General features: G+C 73.7%; 23 protein-coding genes. 10 read left to right on the top strand and 13 right to left on the bottom strand.

Annotated features, from left to right (window positions below; translation table 11 throughout):
* Window positions 1-428 (bottom strand): MarR family winged helix-turn-helix transcriptional regulator (locus ACFYOS_RS26770; protein WP_387147188.1); only part of this gene is annotated, 428 nt, incomplete at its 3' end.
* 136 nt (window positions 429-564) lie between these two features.
* Here ACFYOS_RS26770 and ACFYOS_RS26765 point away from each other — a divergent pair.
* Window positions 565-1,149: a DUF1684 domain-containing protein gene (locus ACFYOS_RS26765; RefSeq protein ID WP_387147186.1), complete on the top strand. Its 585-nt coding sequence runs from the start codon at window positions 565-567 to the stop codon at window positions 1,147-1,149.
* Window positions 1,150-1,204: 55 nt separating this feature from the next.
* On the opposite strand, the gene ACFYOS_RS26760 is transcribed toward ACFYOS_RS26765, so the two are convergent.
* Window positions 1,205-1,792: a general stress protein gene (locus ACFYOS_RS26760; protein ID WP_387147184.1), complete on the bottom strand. Its 588-nt coding sequence runs from the start codon at window positions 1,790-1,792 to the stop codon at window positions 1,205-1,207.
* A gap of 155 nt (window positions 1,793-1,947) precedes the next feature.
* On the opposite strand from ACFYOS_RS26760, the gene ACFYOS_RS26755 reads away from it, so the two are divergent.
* The 3 genes from ACFYOS_RS26755 (at window position 1,948) to ACFYOS_RS26745 (ending at window position 5,198) form a co-directional block, all read left to right on the top strand.
* Window positions 1,948-3,795, top strand: a complete 1,848-nt coding sequence (locus ACFYOS_RS26755) for a glycoside hydrolase family 15 protein (RefSeq protein ID WP_387147182.1) — start codon at window positions 1,948-1,950, stop codon at window positions 3,793-3,795.
* The gene (locus ACFYOS_RS26750) at window positions 3,792-4,571 is read left to right on the top strand and encodes an SDR family oxidoreductase (RefSeq protein WP_387147179.1); all 780 of its coding nucleotides are present in this window, start codon (window positions 3,792-3,794) and stop codon (window positions 4,569-4,571) included. The genes ACFYOS_RS26755 and ACFYOS_RS26750 overlap by 4 nt, the downstream gene beginning before the upstream one ends.
* 126 nt (window positions 4,572-4,697) lie before the next feature.
* Window positions 4,698-5,198, top strand: coding sequence for a metallophosphoesterase family protein (locus ACFYOS_RS26745; RefSeq protein WP_387147177.1), 501 nt, complete (start codon window positions 4,698-4,700; stop codon window positions 5,196-5,198).
* A 1-nt stretch (window position 5,199) separates the two neighbouring features.
* Here ACFYOS_RS26745 and ACFYOS_RS26740 read toward each other — a convergent pair whose 3' ends face one another.
* Window positions 5,200-5,424, bottom strand: a complete 225-nt coding sequence (locus ACFYOS_RS26740; protein WP_387147174.1) for a DUF3072 domain-containing protein — start codon at window positions 5,422-5,424, stop codon at window positions 5,200-5,202.
* A gap of 101 nt (window positions 5,425-5,525) precedes the next feature.
* Between ACFYOS_RS26740 and ACFYOS_RS26735 the strand changes: the two genes are divergently transcribed.
* Together ACFYOS_RS26735 and ACFYOS_RS26730 are read left to right on the top strand one after the other, a co-directional pair.
* Entirely contained in the window at window positions 5,526-6,473 is a 948-nt protein-coding gene (locus ACFYOS_RS26735; protein WP_387147197.1) for an NAD(P)/FAD-dependent oxidoreductase, read from the top strand.
* 98 nt (window positions 6,474-6,571) lie between these two features.
* On the top strand, window positions 6,572-7,603 hold the full coding sequence (locus tag ACFYOS_RS26730; protein ID WP_387147171.1) for an anti-sigma factor RsbA family regulatory protein: 1,032 nt from the start codon (window positions 6,572-6,574) through the stop codon (window positions 7,601-7,603).
* Here the strand turns inward: ACFYOS_RS26730 and ACFYOS_RS26725 are convergent.
* From ACFYOS_RS26725 to ACFYOS_RS26715, 3 genes are all read right to left on the bottom strand, one after another.
* Window positions 7,553-8,848 carry a cation:proton antiporter gene (locus ACFYOS_RS26725; protein WP_387147168.1) on the bottom strand — a complete coding sequence of 432 codons (1,296 nt, stop codon included), beginning with the start codon at window positions 8,846-8,848 and terminating at the stop codon, window positions 7,553-7,555. The genes ACFYOS_RS26730 and ACFYOS_RS26725 overlap by 51 nt on opposite strands.
* Window positions 8,849-8,970: 122 nt before the next feature.
* Window positions 8,971-9,648: an HAD family hydrolase gene (locus ACFYOS_RS26720; RefSeq protein ID WP_387147165.1), complete on the bottom strand. Its 678-nt coding sequence runs from the start codon at window positions 9,646-9,648 to the stop codon at window positions 8,971-8,973.
* 41 nt (window positions 9,649-9,689) lie between these two features.
* A complete protein-coding gene (locus ACFYOS_RS26715; RefSeq protein WP_387147162.1) occupies window positions 9,690-11,828 on the bottom strand; it encodes a SpoIIE family protein phosphatase in 2,139 nt (712 codons plus the stop codon).
* 200 nt (window positions 11,829-12,028) lie between these two features.
* Between ACFYOS_RS26715 and ACFYOS_RS26710 the strand changes: the two genes are divergently transcribed.
* Entirely contained in the window at window positions 12,029-12,898 is an 870-nt protein-coding gene (locus ACFYOS_RS26710) for a hypothetical protein (protein ID WP_387147159.1), read from the top strand.
* 59 nt (window positions 12,899-12,957) lie between these two features.
* On the opposite strand, the gene ACFYOS_RS26705 is transcribed toward ACFYOS_RS26710, so the two are convergent.
* On the bottom strand, window positions 12,958-13,320 hold the full coding sequence (locus tag ACFYOS_RS26705) for a DUF6401 family natural product biosynthesis protein (protein ID WP_387147156.1): 363 nt from the start codon (window positions 13,318-13,320) through the stop codon (window positions 12,958-12,960).
* A 164-nt stretch (window positions 13,321-13,484) separates the two neighbouring features.
* On the opposite strand from ACFYOS_RS26705, the gene ACFYOS_RS26700 reads away from it, so the two are divergent.
* Entirely contained in the window at window positions 13,485-13,934 is a 450-nt protein-coding gene (locus ACFYOS_RS26700) for a hypothetical protein (RefSeq protein WP_387147154.1), read from the top strand.
* Window positions 13,935-13,937: 3 nt separating this feature from the next.
* Here the strand turns inward: ACFYOS_RS26700 and ACFYOS_RS26695 are convergent, their stop codons facing one another.
* On the bottom strand, window positions 13,938-15,401 hold the full coding sequence (locus tag ACFYOS_RS26695; protein ID WP_387147151.1) for a hypothetical protein: 1,464 nt from the start codon (window positions 15,399-15,401) through the stop codon (window positions 13,938-13,940).
* A 40-nt stretch (window positions 15,402-15,441) separates the two neighbouring features.
* Window positions 15,442-15,654, bottom strand: coding sequence for a hypothetical protein (locus ACFYOS_RS26690; RefSeq protein WP_387147148.1), 213 nt, complete (start codon window positions 15,652-15,654; stop codon window positions 15,442-15,444).
* Window positions 15,655-15,826: 172 nt separating this feature from the next.
* Here ACFYOS_RS26690 and ACFYOS_RS26685 point away from each other — a divergent pair, with 172 nt between their 5' ends.
* Window positions 15,827-17,224: an MFS transporter gene (locus ACFYOS_RS26685; RefSeq protein ID WP_387147145.1), complete on the top strand. Its 1,398-nt coding sequence runs from the start codon at window positions 15,827-15,829 to the stop codon at window positions 17,222-17,224.
* A 36-nt stretch (window positions 17,225-17,260) separates the two neighbouring features.
* Here ACFYOS_RS26685 and ACFYOS_RS26680 read toward each other — a convergent pair whose 3' ends face one another.
* From ACFYOS_RS26680 to ACFYOS_RS26665, 4 genes are all read right to left on the bottom strand, one after another.
* Window positions 17,261-17,524 (bottom strand): hypothetical protein, encoded by a 264-nt coding sequence (locus ACFYOS_RS26680; RefSeq protein WP_387147142.1) that lies wholly within the window; start codon window positions 17,522-17,524, stop codon window positions 17,261-17,263.
* A 103-nt stretch (window positions 17,525-17,627) separates the two neighbouring features.
* Window positions 17,628-18,089, bottom strand: coding sequence for an SRPBCC family protein (locus ACFYOS_RS26675; RefSeq protein ID WP_387147138.1), 462 nt, complete (start codon window positions 18,087-18,089; stop codon window positions 17,628-17,630).
* Window positions 18,090-18,143: 54 nt separating this feature from the next.
* A complete protein-coding gene (locus tag ACFYOS_RS26670) occupies window positions 18,144-18,560 on the bottom strand; it encodes a DUF2795 domain-containing protein (RefSeq protein ID WP_387147135.1) in 417 nt (138 codons plus the stop codon).
* Between the two features lie 85 nt (window positions 18,561-18,645).
* On the bottom strand, window positions 18,646-19,623 hold the full coding sequence (locus ACFYOS_RS26665) for a YihY/virulence factor BrkB family protein (protein WP_387147132.1): 978 nt from the start codon (window positions 19,621-19,623) through the stop codon (window positions 18,646-18,648).
* Between the two features lie 137 nt (window positions 19,624-19,760).
* On the opposite strand from ACFYOS_RS26665, the gene ACFYOS_RS26660 reads away from it, so the two are divergent.
* The gene (locus ACFYOS_RS26660; RefSeq protein ID WP_387147129.1) at window positions 19,761-20,165 is read left to right on the top strand and encodes a ChaB family protein; all 405 of its coding nucleotides are present in this window, start codon (window positions 19,761-19,763) and stop codon (window positions 20,163-20,165) included.
* Window positions 20,166-20,181: the final 16 nt, after the last annotated feature.

Genomic DNA, 20,181 nt, shown 5'->3' with positions numbered 1-20,181 from the left:
AGCCGCTCGAAGACCCGGGTGAGGCCGGCGACCTCGGCGTCGTCGAGGTCGTCCATCAGGTGGGTGCGCACGGAGCGCAGGTGGTGCGGCGCGGCTTCGCGCAGCGTGAGCAGGCCGGCGGCGGTGAGCACCGCCTCGCTGCCACGGCGGTCTCCCGGGCAGGCCTCCTTGGCCACCAGACCGCGCTTCTGCATGGAGGTGATCTGGTAGGTCAGCCGGCTCGGCGAGAAGACCAGCCGGCTGGCCAGCTCGCCCATCCGCAGCCGCTGCCCCGGTGCCTCGGAGAGCAGCACCAGCACGTGGTAGTCGGCGAAGCTCAGCTCGCTGTCCGCGCGCAGGTCGTCCTCGAGCTGCGTGAAGAGTCGCTGGCTCGCCTCGATGTACGCGCGCCAGGCGGCCATCCGCTCGCTGTCCAGGCTCTCCGTCATGGTTAGGAGACTAGCACTATTTAAAATTTAAACAAGCTCTTCCAGGAGGGTGTGAGCGGCGCGACAGAAGTACCTGACGGTGGTGGTTTTCAAATCTGAATCGAAGGACTGCGGGCGAGCGGGCTAGGGTCGGGGGGTGGATGATCTGGACCTGCTCGACTGGCGGGAGCGGGTGGCCCGGCTGCACCTCTCCGACCTCGACGTGACGGGGTTCCGGGCCGCCCGGGACGACCTGTTCCGCACGCACCCGTGCAGCCCGCTGCCGGCCGCCGACCGGCCCGGGTTCACCGGGCTGCGCTGGTATCCGCCCGACCCGGCCGCCGTCGTCGAGGCGCCGCTGCGGCCGGCCTCGGGCACCGAGAGCATCGACACCGGCGGGCCGGACGGGGTCGTCCGGTACCGGCGGGTGGCCGTCGCCGACACGCCCTGGGGTCCGCTCACCCTGTGGTGGATCGAGGCGTACGGGGGTGGGCTCTTCGTGCCGGTGCGCGACGCCACCTGCGGGGTCGACACCTACGGCGGCGGGCGCTACCTCACCGACACCGTCAAGGGGACCTTCGGCCGGGGCCTGACCGTGCTGCCCGGGCACCGGGTCCGGCTGGACGCCAACTACCTCTACAACCCCAGCTGTGCGTACGACGACCGCTGGGCGTGCCCGCTCGCCCCGCCGGAGAACCGCGTGGACGTGCCGATCCGGGCCGGCGAACTGGCGTACCACTGACGCGGCGACGCCCCGGTGCGACGGGCGCACCGGGGCGTCGACGGGATCGCCGAGGTCAGCGGGCGGTCGCGCCGGTCGGGGTGAGGTGCATCCGACCGAGCAGCTGCCGGGCCTGTTCGGCCACGTCAGCCTCCACCGTCACCGCGTACTGGCTGGCCCGCAGGGAACTGGCGGAGGTGAAGTCGCGCTGCCCCCCGGTCATCGCGTGGGCCACCGCGCCGAACACGGCACCCCAGATCGCACCGATCACCAGACCGGCCAGGATCACCGCGATCCAGCTGCCGGCGGTGAAGATGCCGAAGAGCAGGCCGATGAAGAGCCCGAACCAGGCGCCCGTACCGGCGCCCACCAGGGCGGCCCGGCCGTTGGTCATCCGGCCCATGACCGTCTCCACCAGGGTGAGGTTGGTCCCGACGATCGAGGTTCGTTCCACCGGGAAGCGGTTGTCGGCCAGATAGTCCACCACCCGCTGGGCGGACGGATAGTCCGGGTACGAGCCGATCGTCACGCTCGGTGGACCCGCTTGCGGCCCGTGTCCGTCCCCGCTCGGGGCGGCCGGACGACCGCCCGGACCGGACGGGAGGTTGTCGCCGCCCGGCATTCCGGGTCGCCAGGCCGCGGTCGGAGTCGAGGGTCTGGTCATGAGCATCCTCCTTCGTCAACCGCCCGGGTTCCCACCCTCGTCGGGCGGTAACGCATCCGGATGACGCCCGGCGAAAGGCCCGTGGGTCCCCCGGCGGGGACGGATTGCCGGGCGCAGTGAGTGCATGCCACCGGTGCAGCCGGGTAGCCCGTCGCGTGGACAGCGGACGGATAGCCGAGCACGGCTTCCTGGCGGACGGCCACACCGCGGCGCTGGTCGACCGGGCCGGCTCGGTGAACTGGTGGTGCCCGCCGCGCTTCGACGCGCCCTCCGTCTTCGCGCGGCTGCTCGACGATCGCGCGGGGCACTGGGCCATCCGCCCGGAGGACGATTTCACCAGCGAGCGGTCCTATCTGGACGACACTCTCGTGCTGCGTACCGTATTCACCACCGGGACCGGTTCGGTGGCGGTGACCGACGCCCTGGCGCTGGAGCCCGACGCGCGCGGCCACGAGATCGGGCTGCGCTCACCTCGCGTCCTCGCCCGGCTGGTCGAGGGGCTCACCGGCGAAGTCCCGATGCGGATGGAGTACCAGCCCCGCTTCGAGTACGGGCGGGTCAGCGCGTACCTCGTCGAATCCGACGGGCAGATCCACGGCACCGCCGGTAACTGCCGGTTGAGCCTCCGCGCCAACGTGCCGTTGGACGTCGGCGAAAGCGAGGCCACCGGACGGTTCACCGCCCGGCCCGGCACCACGCACCACTTCACGCTCGGGTACGCCGAGACCTACGGCGGCGGCCTGCCCGCCGTTCCCGACGCCGATCAGGTGGTGGCCGACGCGGTCACCGGGTGGCGTTCCTGGTCCGATCTGCATCGTGACCAGTACCAGGGCCGGTACCGGGACCAGGTGCGGCGGAGCGCGATCGTCGTGCAGGGCATGACGTACCAGCCCAGCGGGGCGATCGTGGCGGCGGCCACCACGTCACTGCCCGAGCAACTGGGCGGGGACCGCAACTACGACTACCGTTTCGTCTGGCTCCGCGACTTCAGCCTGACCCTGCAGGCGCTCTGGCTGGCGGCCTGCCCGGACGAGGCGAACCGGCAGTTCAGCTGGGTGGCCCGGGCCATGGGCCGGATCGGCGACGACCCGGTGCCCATCATGTATGGCGTGCAGGGGGAGCGGGACCTCACCGAGCACGCCCTCGACCACCTCACCGGGTACGCCGACAGCCGCCCGGTCCTCGTCGGCAACGACGCGTGGCGGCAGCGGCAGAACGACGTGCTCGGCGCGGTCCTGGACGCCGCCTGGTTGATGCGGTACTACCTCGACCCGATGTCGCCCGATGTCCGTCACCTGTTGCACGACATCGCGGACAAGGCGGCGCGGGAGTGGCGCCGGCCGGATTCCGGAATCTGGGAGGCGCGGGACACCGAGCGGCACTACCTGTCGTCGAAGGTGCAGTGCTGGAGCGCGCTGGACCGGGCGGTCCGCTTCGGATCACGGATCGGCGACACCGACGACGTGGCCCGCTGGACGGCGGCCCGGGACGAGATCCGCCGGGAGGTGCTCACCCGGGGCTGGAACGACCGGCTCGGCGCATACACGGGGGCCTTCGACTCGGACAACCTCGACGCCTCGGTGCTGATCATGCCGCTGGTCGGCTTCCTGCCGGCGGACGACCCCCGGATGCGGTCCACCATGGACGTCGTCGAACGCCGGCTCTCCCGCGACGGGCTGCTGCGACGCTGGGACGACGACCCGGCGGGCTTCGTCATCTGCTCGTTCTGGCTGGTCAGCTGCCTCGCGGAGGCCGGCGAGGTGGATCGCGCCGATCGACTCTTCGCGCAGCTCGCCGCCCGGGTGAACGACCTCGGGCTGTACGCCGAGCAGATCGACCAGACCACCGGCGAACCCGTCGGCAACTTCCCGCAGGCCTTCTCGCACATCGGCCTGATCATCGCCGCGGGCCGGCTCACCGAAGCCGCCGAGCGGCTCGCCGGCCGCGTCGAGCGCGAGCCCGTGCCGAGCAGTACGGCAACCACGGAAGGAGTACGTAGATGACCGGACGACTGGCGGGGAAGACCGCCATGATCACCGGCTCGGACTCGGGCATCGGCCAGGCCACCGCCATCGAGTTCGGCCGCGAGGGCGCCGACGTGGTGGTGCACTACCTGCACGACCACGCCGGGGCGAACCACACCAAGGCCGAGATCGAGAAGGCCGGCCGGCGGGCCGTGGTGGTGCAGGGCGACATCAGCGTGGAGCACCAGGTCAAGGCGATGTTCGAGGAGGCCCTCGCCGAGTTCGACCGGCTGGACATCCTGATGAACGACGCCGGGGTGGACGCCTCCGGCATCCCGGTGGCCGACCTGGACACCGAGACCTGGGACCGGTGCATCCGCACCAACCTCTACGGCATGTTCTTCTGCTGCCGCCGGTTCGTCCGGCACCGCCGGGACCAGGGCGGCGGCGGGCGGATCATCAACATCACCTCCATCCACCAGGAGGTGGCCCGGGCCGGCGGCGCGGACTACGACGCCAGCAAGGGCGGCATGCTGGAGCTCGCCAAGAGCCTCGCCCTGGAGGTCGCGCCGATGCACATGAACGTCAACAACATCGGTCCCGGCATGGTGCTCACCCCGTTCAACCAGCGGGCCATCGACGACCCGAAGTATCTGGAGGAGCAGGTGCAGAGCATCCCCTGGAAGCGGGCCGCGCAGCCGCAGGAGATCGCCAAGCTCGCCGTCTTCCTGGCCAGCGACGACGCCGAGTACGTGACCGGGTCGACGTACTTCATGGACGGTGGACTGATGCAGAACCAGGGCCAGGGCGCCTGACCCCGGTTAGGCGACCGCCGTACGCAGCACCTCGCCCGGCTGGGCCGGGCGCGGCTGGTCTCCACGAAGCTCACCACCCGGGTGTCGCCGGTCCGGCGTCGACCCCGGGCGGGGGAGGATCGGGAGATGGAGCTGCTCGTCGTCGCGGACACGCACGTGCCGAAGCGGGCGCGGGACCTGCCCGCGCCGCTGTGGACGGCGATCGACGCCGCCGACGTGGTGCTGCACGCGGGGGACTGGGTGGACGTGTCGCTGCTGGACGCGCTGGCGGCCCGGGCCCGCCGGCTGGTGGGGGTGTACGGCAACAACGACGGGCCGGAGCTGCGGGCCCGGCTGCCCGAGGTGGCCCGGGTCGAGCTGGCCGGGCTGCGGGTGGCGGTGGTGCACGAGACCGGGCCGAAGACCGGGCGGGAGGCCCGCTGCGCGGCGCGGTTCCCCGACTGCGACCTGCTGGTCTTCGGGCACTCCCACATCCCGTGGGACAGCGTCGCCCCGGGCGGGCTGCGCCTGCTCAACCCCGGCTCACCCACCGACCGGCGGGCCCAGCCACACGCGACCTATCTGACCACGCGGGTGGCGGCGGGGCGACTCGACCGGGTCGAGCTGCACCGCCTGCCCCCGCGCTGACTCACCGACCCCGGCCGGTCTCCGCCTGCAGGTCGTCGATCCGGCGGGACGCCTCCGCCTTGGTCAGCCCCTCGGGCACCTCCTCGCCCGCCTCCCGGGCCAGGGTGTGCAGGTACGACTCCTGGGCAGCGGTCGGCGGCTCGTCACCGGTGACCCACTCGTCCGGGTCCTTGACCGCGGCGTCCGGGTTGCCGTCGACCCGCCTGGCGTTGCTGCGCTCGGCCATGATGATCACCTCTCCTCGAACAGGTGTACCGCTACCCGGGTCTCGCGCCCCTCATGCCGGCCCGCCCATACCATCATCGGGTGACTGCGGACCGGGCGGGCGTGGTGGTGGTCGGCGCGGGCATCGCCGGCGTGGCGTGCGCCAACGAGCTGGTCCGGGCCGGCATTCCGGTGGAGGTCCGGGAACGGGCCCGGGTGACCGGCGGGCGAATGGCCAGCAAGCGCTTCGACGGGCGCCCGGCCGACCTGGGCGCGGCCTACCTCACCGTCGACGACCCTGACTTCGCGGCGGTGGTCGAGGGTTGGCGGGCCGCCGGGCTGGCCCGGGAGTGGACCGACACCTTCGTCGCGTACGGGCCGGACGGGCGGCGCGAGGCGCCAGGCCCGACCCGCTGGGCCGCCCCGAGCGGGCTGCGTTCGCTGGTCGAACACCTGGCCGGCGACCTCACCGTGGCGCACGACCGGCTGGTCATGACCGTCGAACCAGGCCCCCGGGTGGACGGCCGGGCCGCCGCGGCGGTGGTGCTGGCGATGCCGGGCCCGCAGGCCGCCCTGCTGCTCGACCCGGCGCTGGCGGTGACGACCCGGGCGGTGGCCGCGCAGCGCTGGTCGTCGGCGCTGACCGGTGTGCTGCGCTTCCCGGCCCGCCGTTGGCCGGACTTCCGCGGCGCCTTCGTCAACGGGCACCCGGTGCTCAGCCTGGTCTGCGACGACGGCGACCGGCGGGGCGACGCGGCGCCGGTGCTGGTCGCGCACACCACCGCCGAGTTCGCCGCCGCGCAGCTGCTCCAGCCCGCCGCCGCCGGCCCGGCGATCGAGCAGGCCGTCCGTGACCTGCTCGGCCTGCCCGATCCGGCCGAGCTGACGCACGTGCACCGCTGGGCGTACGCCAAGCCGGCCGCCGGCGGCGACGGGACCTACCACCTGGACGACGACGGGATCGGACTGGCCGGGGACGCGTTCGGCCGGCCGCGGGTGCAGAGCGCCTGGCGCTCCGGCCGCGACCTCGGCCGGGCGTTGGCCGCCCGGCTGGCTGCGGACCATGGCTGATCATTGCCACTGGGTGCAGGCGCGCCGTTACCGACGGGTATGGTTCGTCCCGGAGGTGTACGCGAGGTGACGGGCGCCGGCAGTCGGCCAGGTGCGGCATGACCGGGGTCGCCCGGTCGCCGTTCCCCGACGGTGGGCTGCACCACGACGCGCTCTTCTACGACCATGACACGGACCACCTCGACGCGGTCCACGAGTTCGTCGTCGCCGGCCGGTCCGCCGGGGAGCCGGTGCTGGTCGCCGTGCCCGGTCATCGGATCCCGCTGGTCCGGCGCCTGCTCGACCCGCTCGACGGGGTGGAGATCGCCGACATGGCGGTCATCGGACACAACCCGGCGACGATCATCCCGACCGCGCTGTGCGGCCTCGTCCGGCGGTTCCCCGGCCGTCGGGTCCGGGTCCTCGAAGAGTCGCTCTGGTCCGGTCGGCGGCCGGCCGTGTACCGGCACTGCGTGGAGCACGAGGCGATGATCAACCTCGGCCTGGCCGACCAGCCGCTCACCGCGCGCTGCCTGTTCGACCGGTCCCGGCTACCCGACGCGGCGCTCGCCGACGCCGAACGCACCCACCCCTGGCTCTGGAGCGGCGGAGCCGCGCGGCCCAGCGCCGGCTACCGGCCGCCCCGGGCGGTGCTGAACCAGCTGGCGCGCCCGCTGCCCCCGCCGCCCGGCGACGCGGTGACCGTGCCGATCGACGCGGCCGGCCTCGGGGCGCTGCGGGCGGCGGTGGCCGCGGCGGCGGAGGCCGCCGGGCTCGGCGGGGAGCGGGTCGACGACCTGCGGATCACCGTCACCGAGCTGGCGTCCAACGCGCTGACCCACGGCACCGGCCCGGCCACCGCCCGGTGCTGGGCCGCCGCGGGGGAGGTGGTCTGCGAAGTGAGCGGGCCCGGGGAACTCGGCGACCCGCTCGCCGGCCGGATCCCGCCTACCGTGGCGAGCATCCGGGGCCGGGGCCTGCTGCTGGTGCAGCGGCTCAGCGACCTGGTGGACGTGCGGGTCGTCGACGGGGTGACCACCGTCCGGGCCCGCCTGGAGCTGCCCGCCGGCCGGGCCGGCGGGCGCGTGCCCGCGCCCCGGTCAGCCCCGGACGCCGCCCAGGGCGGGTTCGTCCGTCCGGCCTCGCGCTGAGGGCTGGCGGGTCCGCTCGCCCTCACGATCCAACAGCTGCATCACGGGCGTGGCCGCGATGCCGTGCACCACCACCGACACGACCACCACCAGCCCGACGGTCGCCCACAGCAGCTCGGCCTGCGGGAAGTCGGTCCGGCTGGTCGCGTACGCCAGGTAGTAGAACGAGCCGACGCCGCGGATGCCGAACAGCGCGATCACCCAGTGCTCGGCCGGGCGGCCCGAGGCGCCGCGCAGCGACAGCCAGCCGGACAGCGGCCGGATCACGAAGACCAGGGCCAGCCCCACCAGGGCCGCCGGCCAGGTCAGCGGGGCGAGCAGCCCGCCGATCACCGCGCCCCCGAGTAGCAGCAGCAACAGCACGGTGAGCAGCCGTTCTACCTGTTCGGCGAAGTCGTGCAGCACCGAGTGGAACTCGTGGGTCCGTTCCGCGGCGCGGATCGCCCGGGCGGCCACGAAGACGGCCAGGAAGCCGTACCCGCCGACCACCTCCACCAGCCCGTACGCCAGGAAGGTCGCGGCCAGCGCCAGGAAGCCCTCGGCGTGCCGGGCCAGCCGCAGCTCGCTCGGCGCGCGGAAGAAGAGCTTGCCGAGCAGCCAGCCGACCAGCAGGCCGCCGCTCACGCCGACGATGAGCTTCCAGACCACGTCGACGGTGATCCAGTGGGCCAGCCAGTCCCGCGGGGCGAGGCCGGTGGTGGCGATCGCGATGGCCGCGTACACGAAGGGGAACGCCAGGCCGTCGTTCAGCCCCGCCTCAGAGGTGAGGGCGAAGCGCACCTCGTCCTCGGAGTCCTCGACGTCGGTCGGCTCGCCCACCTGCACGTCGGAGGCCAGCACCGGGTCGGTCGGGGCGAGCGCGGCACCCAGCAGCAGCGCCGCGGCCGGCACCAGACCCGCCCACCACCAGCCGAGCAACGCCACCGCCGCGATGCACACCGGCATGGCGACGGCCAGCAGCCGCCAGGTCGACGACCAGCGGGCCCAGCTGAGCGGTCGGTCGATCTTCAGCCCGGCGCCCATCAGCGCCACGATCACGCCGATTTCCGTGAGGTGGGTGGTGAGCTCCGGCCAGCGCAGCGGGTCCGGCGAGGGCAGCCCGGTGGGGAGCAGGAAGACCAGCATGCCGAGCCCGAGGAAGGCGATCGGCAGGGAGAGCGGCCGGCGTTCCAGCAGGCGCGGCAGGATCCCCGCCAGCAACGCACCGACGCCCAGCATGGCGAACGCGACATCCACCGGTTCCACGGCACCACCCTTCCCGCCGCCCGCGGCGCGGCCAGGTGGTCACCAGTGCCCCGCACTCCGGTCCGCTATGCCTGGGTGTCCGGCTTGTCCCGGGTAGGGTCGGTCACCGCGTCGCCCGCCCGTCAGCCGAGCGCCGCGATGGCGCTGTCGCCGAGACCGTCGAGCAGCGCGGCCGGGTCGTCGTAAACGGCCACCGCGCCGGCCCCGGCCAGCTCCGCCCGGCTGGTGCCGCCGCAGGCCAGGCCAATGCAGGGGATGTCCAGCTTGCCGGCCGCCGCGACGTCCCAGACCGAGTCGCCGACGAACACCACCCGCTCGGCGGTGAGGCCGGACTGGTCCAGCGCGGCGACCAGGATGTCCGGCGCCGGCTTGCTCTCCTGCGCGTCGGCCGAGGAGGTGACCGTGTCGATCACGTCGTCGGCGGCGAGCGCGGCCCGCAGGGCGGCCACCTCGTGCACGGCCGCCGAGGTCGCGAGCACCACCCGCAGCCCGCGCGCGGCGCAGGCGCGCAGCAGGTCCACCGCGCGTGGCAGCGGGGTCAGCCGCTCCCAGAACTCGGCGTAGCGGGCGTCGTGCGCGTCGCGCAGCCTGGCGTCGCCGCTCCGGTCGCGTTCTGGGCCGAGCAGGTGGTCGAGGAGCTTGTCCGAGCCCATCCCGATGGCCCGGTGGATGCGGGCCATCGACACCGGGCGGTCGTCCTGGCGCAACGCCTCCCACCAGCTGACGGTGTGCAGGTACGTGGTGTCGACCAGAGTGCCGTCCACGTCGAAGAGGACGCCGCAGCGGTTGTCGGTAGGCATGGCTCCCCTTCTACCCTGCCGCGTCGGCGCCGACGCGCGACTCAGCCGGCGGGGAGGAGGATCTCGAACCAGACCGTCGAGCCGCGCACCGTCGGGTCGGTGCCCCAGGCGTCGCTGAGCTCCTCGATCAGACCAAGGCCACGGCCCCGGCTGCTCAGGGTGTCGGTCTGCGCCCGGGTCACCTGGCCTCGGCTGCCCGAGTCGGCCACTGAGACCAGCAGCCGCTCCGCGCTCAGGTCGATCTCCACCCGGGCGGCGGTGCCGGCGTGCAGCAACGCGTTGGTGGTCAACTCACTGGTGCACAGCACGGCCGCGCCGATCACCCCCTCGGGCACCTGCCACTCGCTGAGCTGGGCGGTCATCCAGTGCCGGACCCGGCTCGGCGCGGTCGGCTCGGCTGGCACCGCCATGCTGGCCGACCGGCTCGGCCGCACCGCGTGCTCCACCGCGAGCACCGCCACGTCGTCCTCGGTCGCGCCGGGCACGGCGGCGGTGGCCACCGCGCAGAGCGCCCGGGGATCTCCGCTGCTCGCCCCGGTCACCGCCGCGCCCAGCCCGGACAGGCCGGAAGCCAGGTCCTGCCAGCGCCGCTCCACCACCCCGTCGCTGTACAGCAGCAGGGTGTCGCCCGGGCGGAACGGCACGGTGGTGGTGCGTGGCTGGCAACCGAGGCCGAGCGGCGGCCCGGGCGGCACCTCCACGTACTCCGCCGCGGGCGCGCCGTCGACCGGGGCGCGCCGGATCAGCGGGGCGGGATGGCCGGCGCTGGCCAGGGTGATCCGTTCCCGGTCGGACTCGATCACCCCGAACACCACCGTGACGAAGAGCTCCTGCGTGCCGCCCTCGACGCCGAGGCTGGCGACCAGCCGGTCCAGGCCGGCGAGCACCGCGTCCGGGCGGGGGTCGGTGAGCGCCAGCGCGCGCAGCGCGGCGCGTACCTGGCCCATCCTGGCCGCGGCCTGCACGTCGTGCCCGGCCACGTCGCCGAGGACCACGCCGAGCGCACCGGTGGGCAGCACGAACGCGTCGTAGAAGTCGCCGCCGGCCGCGTTGCCGTCCACACCGGGGTCGTACCGGGCGGCGATGCGCAGCCGGGGCAGGTCGGGCAGCTGCTCGGGAAGCATGCTGCGCTGGAGCAGCTGGGCCGTGCCGTGCTGGGTCTCGAAGCGGCGGGCCCGCTCGGCGGCCTGGCTGATCAGCTCGGCCGAGGCGGCCAGCAGCGCGCGTTCCGCCGGGGACCAGAGGTGCGGGGCCTGGTAGCCGACGGTCAGCGCGCCCTGGATCACCGTCGAGCGCAGCGGCAGGGTGGCGAGCGCCCGGACCTTCTCGTCGTGCCGGTCCGCCGCGGTGTCGCGCAGCGGTTGCCCGTCGGCCGTGAAGGAGGGCACGCCGCTGCGGGCGGTCACCACGGTCGGCACGGGCGAGTCGGGCGGCATCCGCCGCCACAGCGGCGGCAGCCGCTCGTCGGCCTCGTCCAGCAGCTCCCCGCGCACCCGCCGGGCCATCCGCCAGGCCGTCCCCTCGTCGATCGCCAAGGAGACCCGGTCGGCGTCGAATGAGTGCAGGCAGTAGCGCAGGGTGACCCGGGCGACGTCGTCCAGGGTGAGGGTGCCGGAGAGCGCGGCGGCGACGTCGCTCAGGCTCTGCAGCTGCTGGGTGACCTGGGTGGTCTGCGCGGCCACGGTGAGCACGCCGACGATCTTCCCGGCGCTGTCCCGGACCGGCGAGTAGCCCCGGGTGAACACGGCCGGCTCGGCGCCGCCCCGGTGCCGGTCGATCGGCAGCACCGCCTCCCGCTCCAGGAAGGGCTCACCCCGCCGGTACGCCCGCTGCAGCACCTCCCCGGCGCCCGGCTCGTGCCAGACGTCCGCGAACACCTCCGCCGCCGGCCGACCGAGGGCCTCCGGGTGCCGGGCGCCGATCAGCTCGGCGTACCCGTTGTTGTAGAGCAGGACCAGGTCGTCACCGTAGAGCAGGGCCATCGGCACGGGTGAGGCGAGCACCAGGTCGATCACGGCGCGCAGGGCCGCGTCCCACCCCTCGGGCGCGCCGAGCGCGGTGCCGGCCCACGGATGGGACAGCACGGCGGCGGCCCGGCCGGACGTGGCGGTTCCCGGAGTCGTGGGCCCGTCGGGGGTGGGGGCTGACGGCGTGGGAACCCGTCCGACGGTGCCTGGCATGTCCGCAGCCTATCCGGAGCGTGGCCCGAACGTTCCGATCATGTGACGGGGAGGTTCAGCCGTCCGGACCGGATCGGACGTTACGGCAGGTCAAGCCCGGTTCGGCGGGACATGTCGGGAAATTGTCGGAGGCCGGCGCGGCGTGCTGTCCGGACGACCGGGTATGCGGCCGTCGCAGTTCATGCGACAGGAGGGACATCATGCCGAAAACCCTCGCGGTCGGGCAGGCCGACATCGGTGCCGCCCTGACCGATTTCTGGAGGTCGGTGCTGCTCTTCATCCCGAGGGCCATCGCGTTCATCGCGATTCTCGTGGTGGGTTGGCTCATCGCCCGAGCCGTCCTCAAGATCGTGGATGCGGCACTGGAACGGGTGGGCTTCGACCGCGCGGTCGAGCGGGGGGGCATCAAGCGCGCGCTCGAACGCACCAAATACGACGCCAGCGACATCCTGGCCAAGTTGGCCTACTACGCCGTCCTGCTGTTCACCCTGCAGTTCGCCTTCGGGGTATGGGGGCCGAACGCCATCAGTGATCTGATCCGGGGCGTCATCTCGTGGCTGCCGCGCGCCTTCGTGGCGATCGTCATCGTGGTCATCGCCGCCGCCATCGCCAACGCGGTCCGGGACCTGGTCACCGGCGCGCTCGGCGGGCTCTCGTACGGCAGGATCCTCGGCGACCTGACGGCGGTGTTCATCCTGGCGCTCGGCATCATCGCGGCGCTGAACCAGGTCGGCATCGCCACCACGGTCACCACGCCGGTGCTGATCGCGGTGCTCGCCACGGTGGCCGGCATCCTGATCGTCGGTGTAGGCGGTGGTCTGGTGAAGCCGATGCAGCGGCGCTGGGACGGCTGGCTACACCGGATGGCGGAGGAGTCCCGCGCGATCCGGGAGCAGCGTCAGGCGCAGGGCGCCGGCCGCAGCGACTACGAGCGGCAGATGGCCGACCGGGGCGGGCAGCCCGCCCCCGCGATGCAGGAGTCGACGATGTCCGGCGCCCGGGGTCAGGGCACGTACCGGTCCGGGAACACGGGCGACCAGACCCAGCAGGTCCGCGGGCCGAACGGCTGACGCCGGAGCACGGGTCGGGAGGGTGTCCGCGGACGATCGCGGGCGCCCTCCGGCGCGTCTCAGGCCAGGTGTCGCGGGTCCAGCGAGCGCGCCAGGACGCAGACCGCGAGCAGGCGGGTGAGCAGCCAGTCCGGCTGCGACCAGTCGACCGGGGCGGCCGGCGGCCGCCAGCCGTGCTCCCGGGCCGCGGCCCGGACGCCCTCGGCGTACCCGGCGAGCGCGGCCACGGTCAGCGGGCGCCGGTCGCCGTTCAGGCTGTCCCGTACGGCGGCGGCGTGCTGATCGACCACGGCGAGCAGGCCGGGGCTGGCGGCGGCCGCGGCGAGTCCGGCGGTGCCGACGGCGGCCGTGAGCGTGGTGAGGGTGGACCGCGCGGAGGCTGCCGCGGAGGGGGTGGTGACCCGGTTGTTCGGCGCGCGCATGGTGACCGAGGCTAACCGCGCGGGCGCCGGGGCGGCCTCGGCCGACCGGCTGATGTCCGGGTCGTCCGGGCGCCGTCCGGCGTCGCCCACCGGGATTGACCCGGTCGAGAGGGGGCAAAGGGAAACGGCGCGAACGGGCGCAGCGGAACCCGCGGAGGAACGGAATGGGACAGCAGGTGCACGGGCCGGACGAGGCGCACCGCAGGCCGGCCGGCGTGGGCGACGCCACCGTCGAGGCGCTCGGCAAGCTCAGCGAGGCGCTGGAGGCCGTGGAGCGGGCGCGCGGTCACCTCTACTCGCTGCACCAGCTGATCGGCCACGCCGACCTGATGCTCGACGACGCGCTGGAGCTGTTCCGGTCCGCCGGTCACGACGACCTCGCCGAGCGGATCGACCGGGACCTGCTCGGCCGCAACGTGATCGCGGGACGCTGGACCTTCCAGATCGTCGAGGACTTCGACGACGGGTACTACGCGCTCTTCCGGGAGCTGGACCGGCAGGCCCGCGACGAACTGGTGGGCGGCCGCCGGCACCTCTACGAGGCGGAGATGAAGGAACAGCGCCGCAGCCCGGGGCGGCCGGGGCACGAGGCGCGCCCCGCGGCCGACGGGTGAGAACTAGGCCGTGTCCCGACGGACCCGCCGGGCCGGCAGCACGGAGCGGAGCGCGGCGGCCGCGCCGGAATGGTCGGAGATGTCGGTGACACAGCCGTGGCCGGTGTGGGCGAGCCAGTACCTGCCGTCGCGCTCGGCCAGGAGCGCCTCGGCCAGCGGAACGGTGTGCACGGTGCCGTCGCTGTCGACGGTGGCGACGCTGTCGGTGCCGAGGACGAGGACGTCCTTGCGACCCAGCCGCTTCAGCACCGGCGGCCGGTACATCTCACCCGAGGGCGGAATCCGGCTGGTCGGGCAGGACTGCTCGACGAGGCCGGGCAGCGTCGGCACCGCCCCACGTGGCACGACCACCAGCGCGGCGGAGAGCCAACCGGCCGTCAGGTCACGAGCCGCCGCCGGGGTGAGCCGGCGCAGCCGGTCCACCGGTGCCGGGTGATAGTAGTGGTCGGCCGTGCCGAACAACTCGAGCTGGGCCGGCTGCTCCAACGCCCCGATCCGCGCCAGCCAGTCCCGCCGCATCCCGGGGACGGCCGTGGGCGGCACCTCGGCAAAGGCGATCTCCCGGTCCAGTTCCGCCTGCTCGGGACCGTCGTGGACCAACCGCCGAAGCTCCGCCCAGAGCACCTCCGCCGCGGCTGCCGCGTCCCCGGCCTTCGACTTCTTGCCGCGCGGCCGCACGACCAGCCCGTACTCGTGCCGATCGGCGTCAACCGGCAGGGACACCCGGTCGCTCTGCGCCGCCAGGCCGGCCCGGGCCAGCTCCGCGTTGACCCGCGACCTCAGCAGCCGGACCAGCGCCACCGCCTCGACACCGGGTTCGACCCGTACGGTCAATCCGGCTCCGCGCACCTCGTCCGCATACCAGATCGGGCCGGTCCGGCGCACCGCCGACGCGGTGCGCGTGACCCGTGGGCCGGCGGGCAGGGGGAGGCGCAGGTCCGGCGGCGCGGCGGCGGTCAGGGCGAGGACCGCGTTGCCGGCGGTGAAGAACGTCCCCACGTGCCGGCGGATCTCGTCGGCGGTGAACAGCCGGTAGTCCACCGCCGGCCAGCGGGCCAGCCCGGGTCCGGCCGGGCCGTACCGGCGGGCGAGCAGCGACCCCCAGGGGTCGAGCAGCCCGTCCTCGATGTCGCCGAGGTACCGGTCCTCCGGGTCGGCTTCCGCCAGCGCGTCGGCGAGGTCGCCGGGCGGAAGCGCGGCGACGGCCGCGCAGACGGCGGTGAAGTGCTCGGCAAGCTGTTCGGAGGTGCCGGCCGCGGTGAAGGACGTGTCGACCAGCGCGGTCATCTCCGTGCACTCCTCGGCCGCGCAGGGCTCGGCCCGCAGCACCAGGCACTGCACCAGATGGGTCAGGCCGATGGTGTCGAGGTCCTCGTCCCGGGGGTCGCAGCCGAACGACAGCGACCCGACCGGCATGCCCGGCTGGTCCTCCCGGAGGACGGTCACCCCGTCGATCTCGCCTCGCATGCCGGGGATCGTAGGGAGTCCGGGCAAGCCCGCCCGGCGGTCAGTCGGAGGAGCGGGCGTCCGCCGGCCGGCGGCGCGTGGCGTCGTCGGCGATGATCACCGTCGCGATCATGAGCGCCACCACGAGGCTGAACAGCCAGGAGCTGTCGTCGACCAGCTTGGCGGCGACCGGGGCCTGGACGGCGGCGAGCAGGAAGCCGAGCCAGGCGAGGCGGCGCTGACGTGAGGTGAGGAAGCCGGAGCCGTGTTGCATCCCGAAAGTCTTACGCGGGACCAGAGCATCGCCGTCCCCCGTTCGGCCGATTCTGGATGGGCTGTCCGTTTTCCCGGCCGTCCGTATCTCACTTTTTGTCGTTTCAGGGGAGGTTGATCGCCGTGGGCGGGGGTATCGGGGCGAACTGGGCGGTGCGGCAGGATTGGGGGCTGTGTCCCGCACCTCCGTCGCGCCCCGGGCGTCCCTGCTCCTGCTGGCCTACCTGGCGTTCGTCAGCCTCGGGCTGCCCGACGGCCTGATCGGGGTCGGCTGGCCCTCGATCCGGGTGGACCTGGGGGTGCCCACCGAGGCGGTGGGCGTGGTGCTCACCGCCGGCACGGTGGCCTACCTGACCTCCAGCGTGCTGGCCGGGTTCACCCTGGGCCGGCTCGGCGTGGGCTGGCTGCTGGCCGCCAGCACGCTGCTCGCCGGCCTGGCGCTCAGCGGGTACGCGCTGACCCCCGCGCTCGCGGTGATGGTCGGCTTCGCGCTGGTGCTCGGGCTCGGCTCCGGGGCCATCGATGCCGGCCTCAACGCGTACGCGGCCAGCGCGTTCGGCCCCCGGCACATGAACTGGATGCACGCGTTCTTCGGGCTCGGGGTGGCGATCGGCCCGCTGATCATGACCGGGGTGCTCGGTGCCGGCCTGAGCTGGCGTTGGGGATACGGCGTCGTCGCCATCGCCCAGATCGCCCTGGCCGCCGCGTTCGCGCTCACCGTACGGGCCTGGCGGGACCGTGCCCCGGCTCCCGCGCCGCTCGACCCCGTGGCGCCGTCGATGGTGGCGGACAGCCGGGCCGAGTCGGCCGCCCCGCCGGTCGGGACGGCCCCCGCGCCGGACCGCCCGCCCGGCCTGGCCGGCGGTTCCGGGGAGTCGACGCCGACCTCAGGCGGCCCGGGTGAGCTGGCCGGCCCGCCCGGCGGCCTGGTCGCGCTGGTCGACGGGGCGGTGGCCGACGCCGCGTCGCCGGCCCCGAAGCCGGGGCCCACCCCGATCCGGGAGACGCTGCGGCTGCCGGCCGTCTGGCTCGGCGGGGCCGCCTTCGCCGTCTACGTGGCGATCGAGGTGACCACCGGACTCTGGGCGTTCCTGCTGCTCACCGAGGGACGGGGCGCGTCCCGGCCGGTGGCCGGGCTCTGCGTCTCCGGCTACTGGGGAAGCCTGTTCCTGGGACGGGTGGTACAGGGTGTGGTCGCGGAACGGCTGGGCACGGCCGGGGTGCTGCGAGGCAGCCTGCTCGGCCTGGTCGGGGGCGCCGCGCTGATCGCCCTGCCCGCCCCGGCCTGGGTGACGGTGGCCGGCCTGCTGGTGGTCGGCTTCGCCGCGGCCCCGGTCTTCCCGCTGCTCACCCTCACCACGGCCGAACGTGTCGGCCGGGCCCACGCGGACCGGACCATCGGCCTGCAGATCGGCGCGGCCGGGGTCGGCGCCGCGCTGGTGCCGGCCGCGGTCGGGGTGCTGCTCGCGCGTACCTCGGTCGTGGTGCTCGGGCCGACGCTGGTGGTGCTCGCGGTGGCCCTCCTCGCCCTGCACGCCGCCGGGCCGCGGCGGGTCCGGCCGGTGGCCTGACCGGCTGCGGGCACCCAGTGGCGCCCGGAGCCCGGCTCACATGTTGTCCGGGCCGGTCCGTCCGGTGGTCGACGGCCGGTACGCCCGGTCCGCGTCGGTCATCTCCCGACGCTCGGCCTCCGGGCCGGCCCCCCGGTCCACCGCTTCAGGCCCGTGGCCGAACGTGGCCTCCTCACCGGCGTCGTTGGCGGTCACGTCGTCGGCCTGCCCGTCGAGAGACGACCGGGCGATCGCCCGGTCCAGCTCGTGCAGGGAGGTCCGCTTCTCGTCGCGCCACACGTGGCTGTCGTTGTCGGTCATTCCCCAGCGGTACCCGAGCCGGATGATCGCAAACGGCCGCCGGAACGGCGATGGCCGCCGGATCACCGGCGGCCATCGGAGCTGTGTACCGGGGGGCGACCGGTCAGGGGGTGGGACGGTCGACGGTGCCGCGCCAGGCGCCGGTCTCCTGACCGCGCCGCTCGATGAACTGCTTGAACCGCGCCAGGTCGCCCTTGGCGCGACGGTCCACCACACCGAGCTTGTCGCCGGCCTGCTCGACCACGCCGTGCGGTTCGAACTCCATCTGCAGCGTGACCCGGGTGTGCCCCTCGTCGAGGCGGTGGAAGGTCACCACGCCGGCCTGCTCGGTGCCACCGGTGGACTTCCAGGCCACCCGCTCGTCCGGCAGCTGCTCGGTGATCTCGGCGTCGAACTCGCGCTTCACGCCGGCGATCTCCACCGTCCAGTGCGTCATCGTGTCGGACAGCTGTCGGACCTCCTGGACGCCCTCCATGAAGTGCGGAAACTCCTCGAACTGCGTCCACTGGTCATAGGCGGTGCGGATCGGGACGGACACGTCCACGTGTTCCATAACGCCGCTCATGGGGGTTCCTCCTGTTCCCGCCGGTGTCGTCTCGCGGATCGTGGGCCGATCCGCTCACCAGCGCGTCGTCTCGTTCTTGTGCCCGAGTGCGGCCCACACCTCGGAAATCGTCTGGTAACGGGTGCCGTCGGGCAGGCGCTCCAGGGCGTCGACGATGTCGGCCGGCGCCTGGTTCTGCCGCGCGTTGGCCACCAGCGCCTCGCGATCCCCGGGCAGGGCCGTCATGGTGATGAACCGGCCGAGGCGACTGCGCGCCTCGACATCGTCCATGCTCATCCCCTGCGGGTTGCCGCCGCGGCTCGCGCCGGCCGTCACCGTCTTCGGCTCCGGCTGGTCCTCACCCGCCGGCTCCGGCTGGCGGGACTCGTCAACGCGCGCGCCACCGGCCCCCGGCCCCTGGATGAGGCCGCTGACGTCCTGGCTCATGTTGTCGTCGACCCTGGGCGAGTGCTTGCTGTTGCCACGTTCCATGCCGACAGACATGCCCGAGGGGACCGCCGGTAAACCGGGGGCCGCCCGCCGCACAGGTCACCGGGCACGAAGGGGCCGAGGCGGGTCAGGAATCGGCCGGGGTGCGGGGCGGCAGCACCGGCTCCCCGGGGTCCTCGACCCCGCTCTGCAGCATCCGCCCGCGCTGGAGTTCGGCGTTGACCTGCACGCCCAGCATCAGCGCGCAGTTGGACAGGTAGAGCCAGACCAGGAAGGCGATGACCGCGCCGAGGCTGCCGTAGGTGACGTCGTACGAGCCGAAGTTGGCGACGTAGAGGCCGAAACCGAAGGAGGCGAGCACCCAGGCCAGCAGGGCGAGCGCGCCGCCCGGGGTGAGCCAGCGGAACCGGGGCTGCCGGACGTTCGGGGCGATCCAGAACAGCAGCGACAGCAGCGTCATCGCCACCAGGGCGAGCATCGGCCACTTCGCCACCGTCCACACCATGCGGGACAGGCCGCCGGCGTGCAGCCGGTCGCCGACCGCGTCGGTGACCGGACCGCTCACGATCAGCCCGAGGGCGACCACCGCGAGCAGCAGCAGCGACACCGCGGCCAGCCCGATCTGCAGCGGACGCAGCCGGTAGAACGGCCGCCCCTCCTCGACGCCGTAGATGGCGTTGGCCGCCCGGGTGAGCGCGCCGATGAACCCGGAGGCCGACCAGAGCGCGCCGAGCAGGCCGAAACCGAGCAGCACCTTCGTCGGGCCCTGCTGCGCCACCACACCGCGCACCACGCTGACGAAGCCGTCGTTGCCGACCACCGAGCCGGCCCCGATCTCCCGGGCCAGGTCGATCACCGTGTCGACGGTCCGCTCGCCGTCGGAGACCAGCCCCACCAGAGCGACCACCACGATGGTGGCGGGGAAGAGCGCCAGCACTCCGTAGTAGGTGAGCGCGGCGGCCCAGTCCGCGCAGTTGTCCTTGACGAAGTTGCGCCCGCTACGGACCAGCACCCCGCGCCAGGTCGCCCAGCTCAACTGGCGCATCCGGCGGGGCATCCGGGCCCGCTGGCGACCGGTGAGCACCGGTTCCGTCGTCGCCGCCATGACCGCCTCCTCCGCCGCCGAGTCTCGCGCGTGGCTCCGGCGGTACCCCGTGGTGAAAATCGACAAACCGGGTACCGGTTTGCGCTCCTGGCACGGGGGAACGGTCATAGGAACCCATCGAGACGGAGGAGGACGAGATGCCCGGGCGCGAGGTACTGCCCAGCACGCTGCGGCGCTCCCCGGACAAGGCGCAGCGGACGTGGGAGAAGACACACGACTCGGCGGTCGAGACGTACGGCGAGGGGGAGCGGGCGCACCGCACCGCCTTCGCCGCCGTCAAGAACCAGTACGAGAAGGTGGGCGACCACTGGGAGCCGAAGGGTCGCAAGGGCCCGAGCGACGAGCAGGCCGCCGGGGGCGGCCCGGCGCGGCGGGCACCCACGGCCGCCGGGGTGGACGCCAAGGCCCCGAAGGAGCACCTGATGGAGGTCGCCAAGAAGTTGGACGTGCCGGGTCGGTCCCGGATGACCAAGCCGGAACTGGTCAAGGCGATCCAGAAGGCGAACGACAAGGCGACCCGCGAGGCGCGCGGCGGCCGCTGACCGCGAGCGACCGTAC

It is taken from the genome of Micromonospora sp. NPDC005806 (assembly GCF_042871425.1).
Classification (GTDB): Bacteria; Actinomycetota; Actinomycetes; order Mycobacteriales; family Micromonosporaceae; genus Micromonospora.
Note: the sequence above shows the minus strand (reverse complement) of the source record. Positions and strands in the feature narration are given on the sequence as shown.

Bases quoted from the DNA above. Each gene is read 5' to 3' on its own strand.
- ACFYOS_RS26710 (WP_387147159.1), top strand. From the start codon at position 12,029: ATGCCGAAAACCCTCGCGGTCGGGCAGGCCGACATCGGTGCCGCCCTG.
- ACFYOS_RS26750 (WP_387147179.1), top strand. From the start codon at position 3,792: ATGACCGGACGACTGGCGGGGAAGACCGCCATGATCACCGGCTCGGAC.
- ACFYOS_RS26740 (WP_387147174.1), bottom strand. From the start codon at position 5,424: ATGGCCGAGCGCAGCAACGCCAGGCGGGTCGACGGCAACCCGGACGCC.
- ACFYOS_RS26675 (WP_387147138.1), bottom strand. From the start codon at position 18,089: ATGAGCGGCGTTATGGAACACGTGGACGTGTCCGTCCCGATCCGCACC.
- ACFYOS_RS26745 (WP_387147177.1), top strand. From the start codon at position 4,698: ATGGAGCTGCTCGTCGTCGCGGACACGCACGTGCCGAAGCGGGCGCGG.
- ACFYOS_RS26680 (WP_387147142.1), bottom strand. From the start codon at position 17,524: ATGACCGACAACGACAGCCACGTGTGGCGCGACGAGAAGCGGACCTCC.
- ACFYOS_RS26760 (WP_387147184.1), bottom strand. From the start codon at position 1,792: ATGACCAGACCCTCGACTCCGACCGCGGCCTGGCGACCCGGAATGCCG.
- ACFYOS_RS26660 (WP_387147129.1), top strand. From the start codon at position 19,761: ATGCCCGGGCGCGAGGTACTGCCCAGCACGCTGCGGCGCTCCCCGGAC.
- ACFYOS_RS26665 (WP_387147132.1), bottom strand. From the start codon at position 19,623: ATGGCGGCGACGACGGAACCGGTGCTCACCGGTCGCCAGCGGGCCCGG.
- ACFYOS_RS26720 (WP_387147165.1), bottom strand. From the start codon at position 9,648: ATGCCTACCGACAACCGCTGCGGCGTCCTCTTCGACGTGGACGGCACT.
- ACFYOS_RS26700 (WP_387147154.1), top strand. From the start codon at position 13,485: ATGGGACAGCAGGTGCACGGGCCGGACGAGGCGCACCGCAGGCCGGCC.
- ACFYOS_RS26695 (WP_387147151.1), bottom strand. From the start codon at position 15,401: ATGCGAGGCGAGATCGACGGGGTGACCGTCCTCCGGGAGGACCAGCCG.
- ACFYOS_RS26670 (WP_387147135.1), bottom strand. From the start codon at position 18,560: ATGGAACGTGGCAACAGCAAGCACTCGCCCAGGGTCGACGACAACATG.
- ACFYOS_RS26705 (WP_387147156.1), bottom strand. From the start codon at position 13,320: ATGCGCGCGCCGAACAACCGGGTCACCACCCCCTCCGCGGCAGCCTCC.
- ACFYOS_RS26690 (WP_387147148.1), bottom strand. From the start codon at position 15,654: ATGCAACACGGCTCCGGCTTCCTCACCTCACGTCAGCGCCGCCTCGCC.
- ACFYOS_RS26715 (WP_387147162.1), bottom strand. From the start codon at position 11,828: ATGCCAGGCACCGTCGGACGGGTTCCCACGCCGTCAGCCCCCACCCCC.
- ACFYOS_RS26730 (WP_387147171.1), top strand. From the start codon at position 6,572: ATGACCGGGGTCGCCCGGTCGCCGTTCCCCGACGGTGGGCTGCACCAC.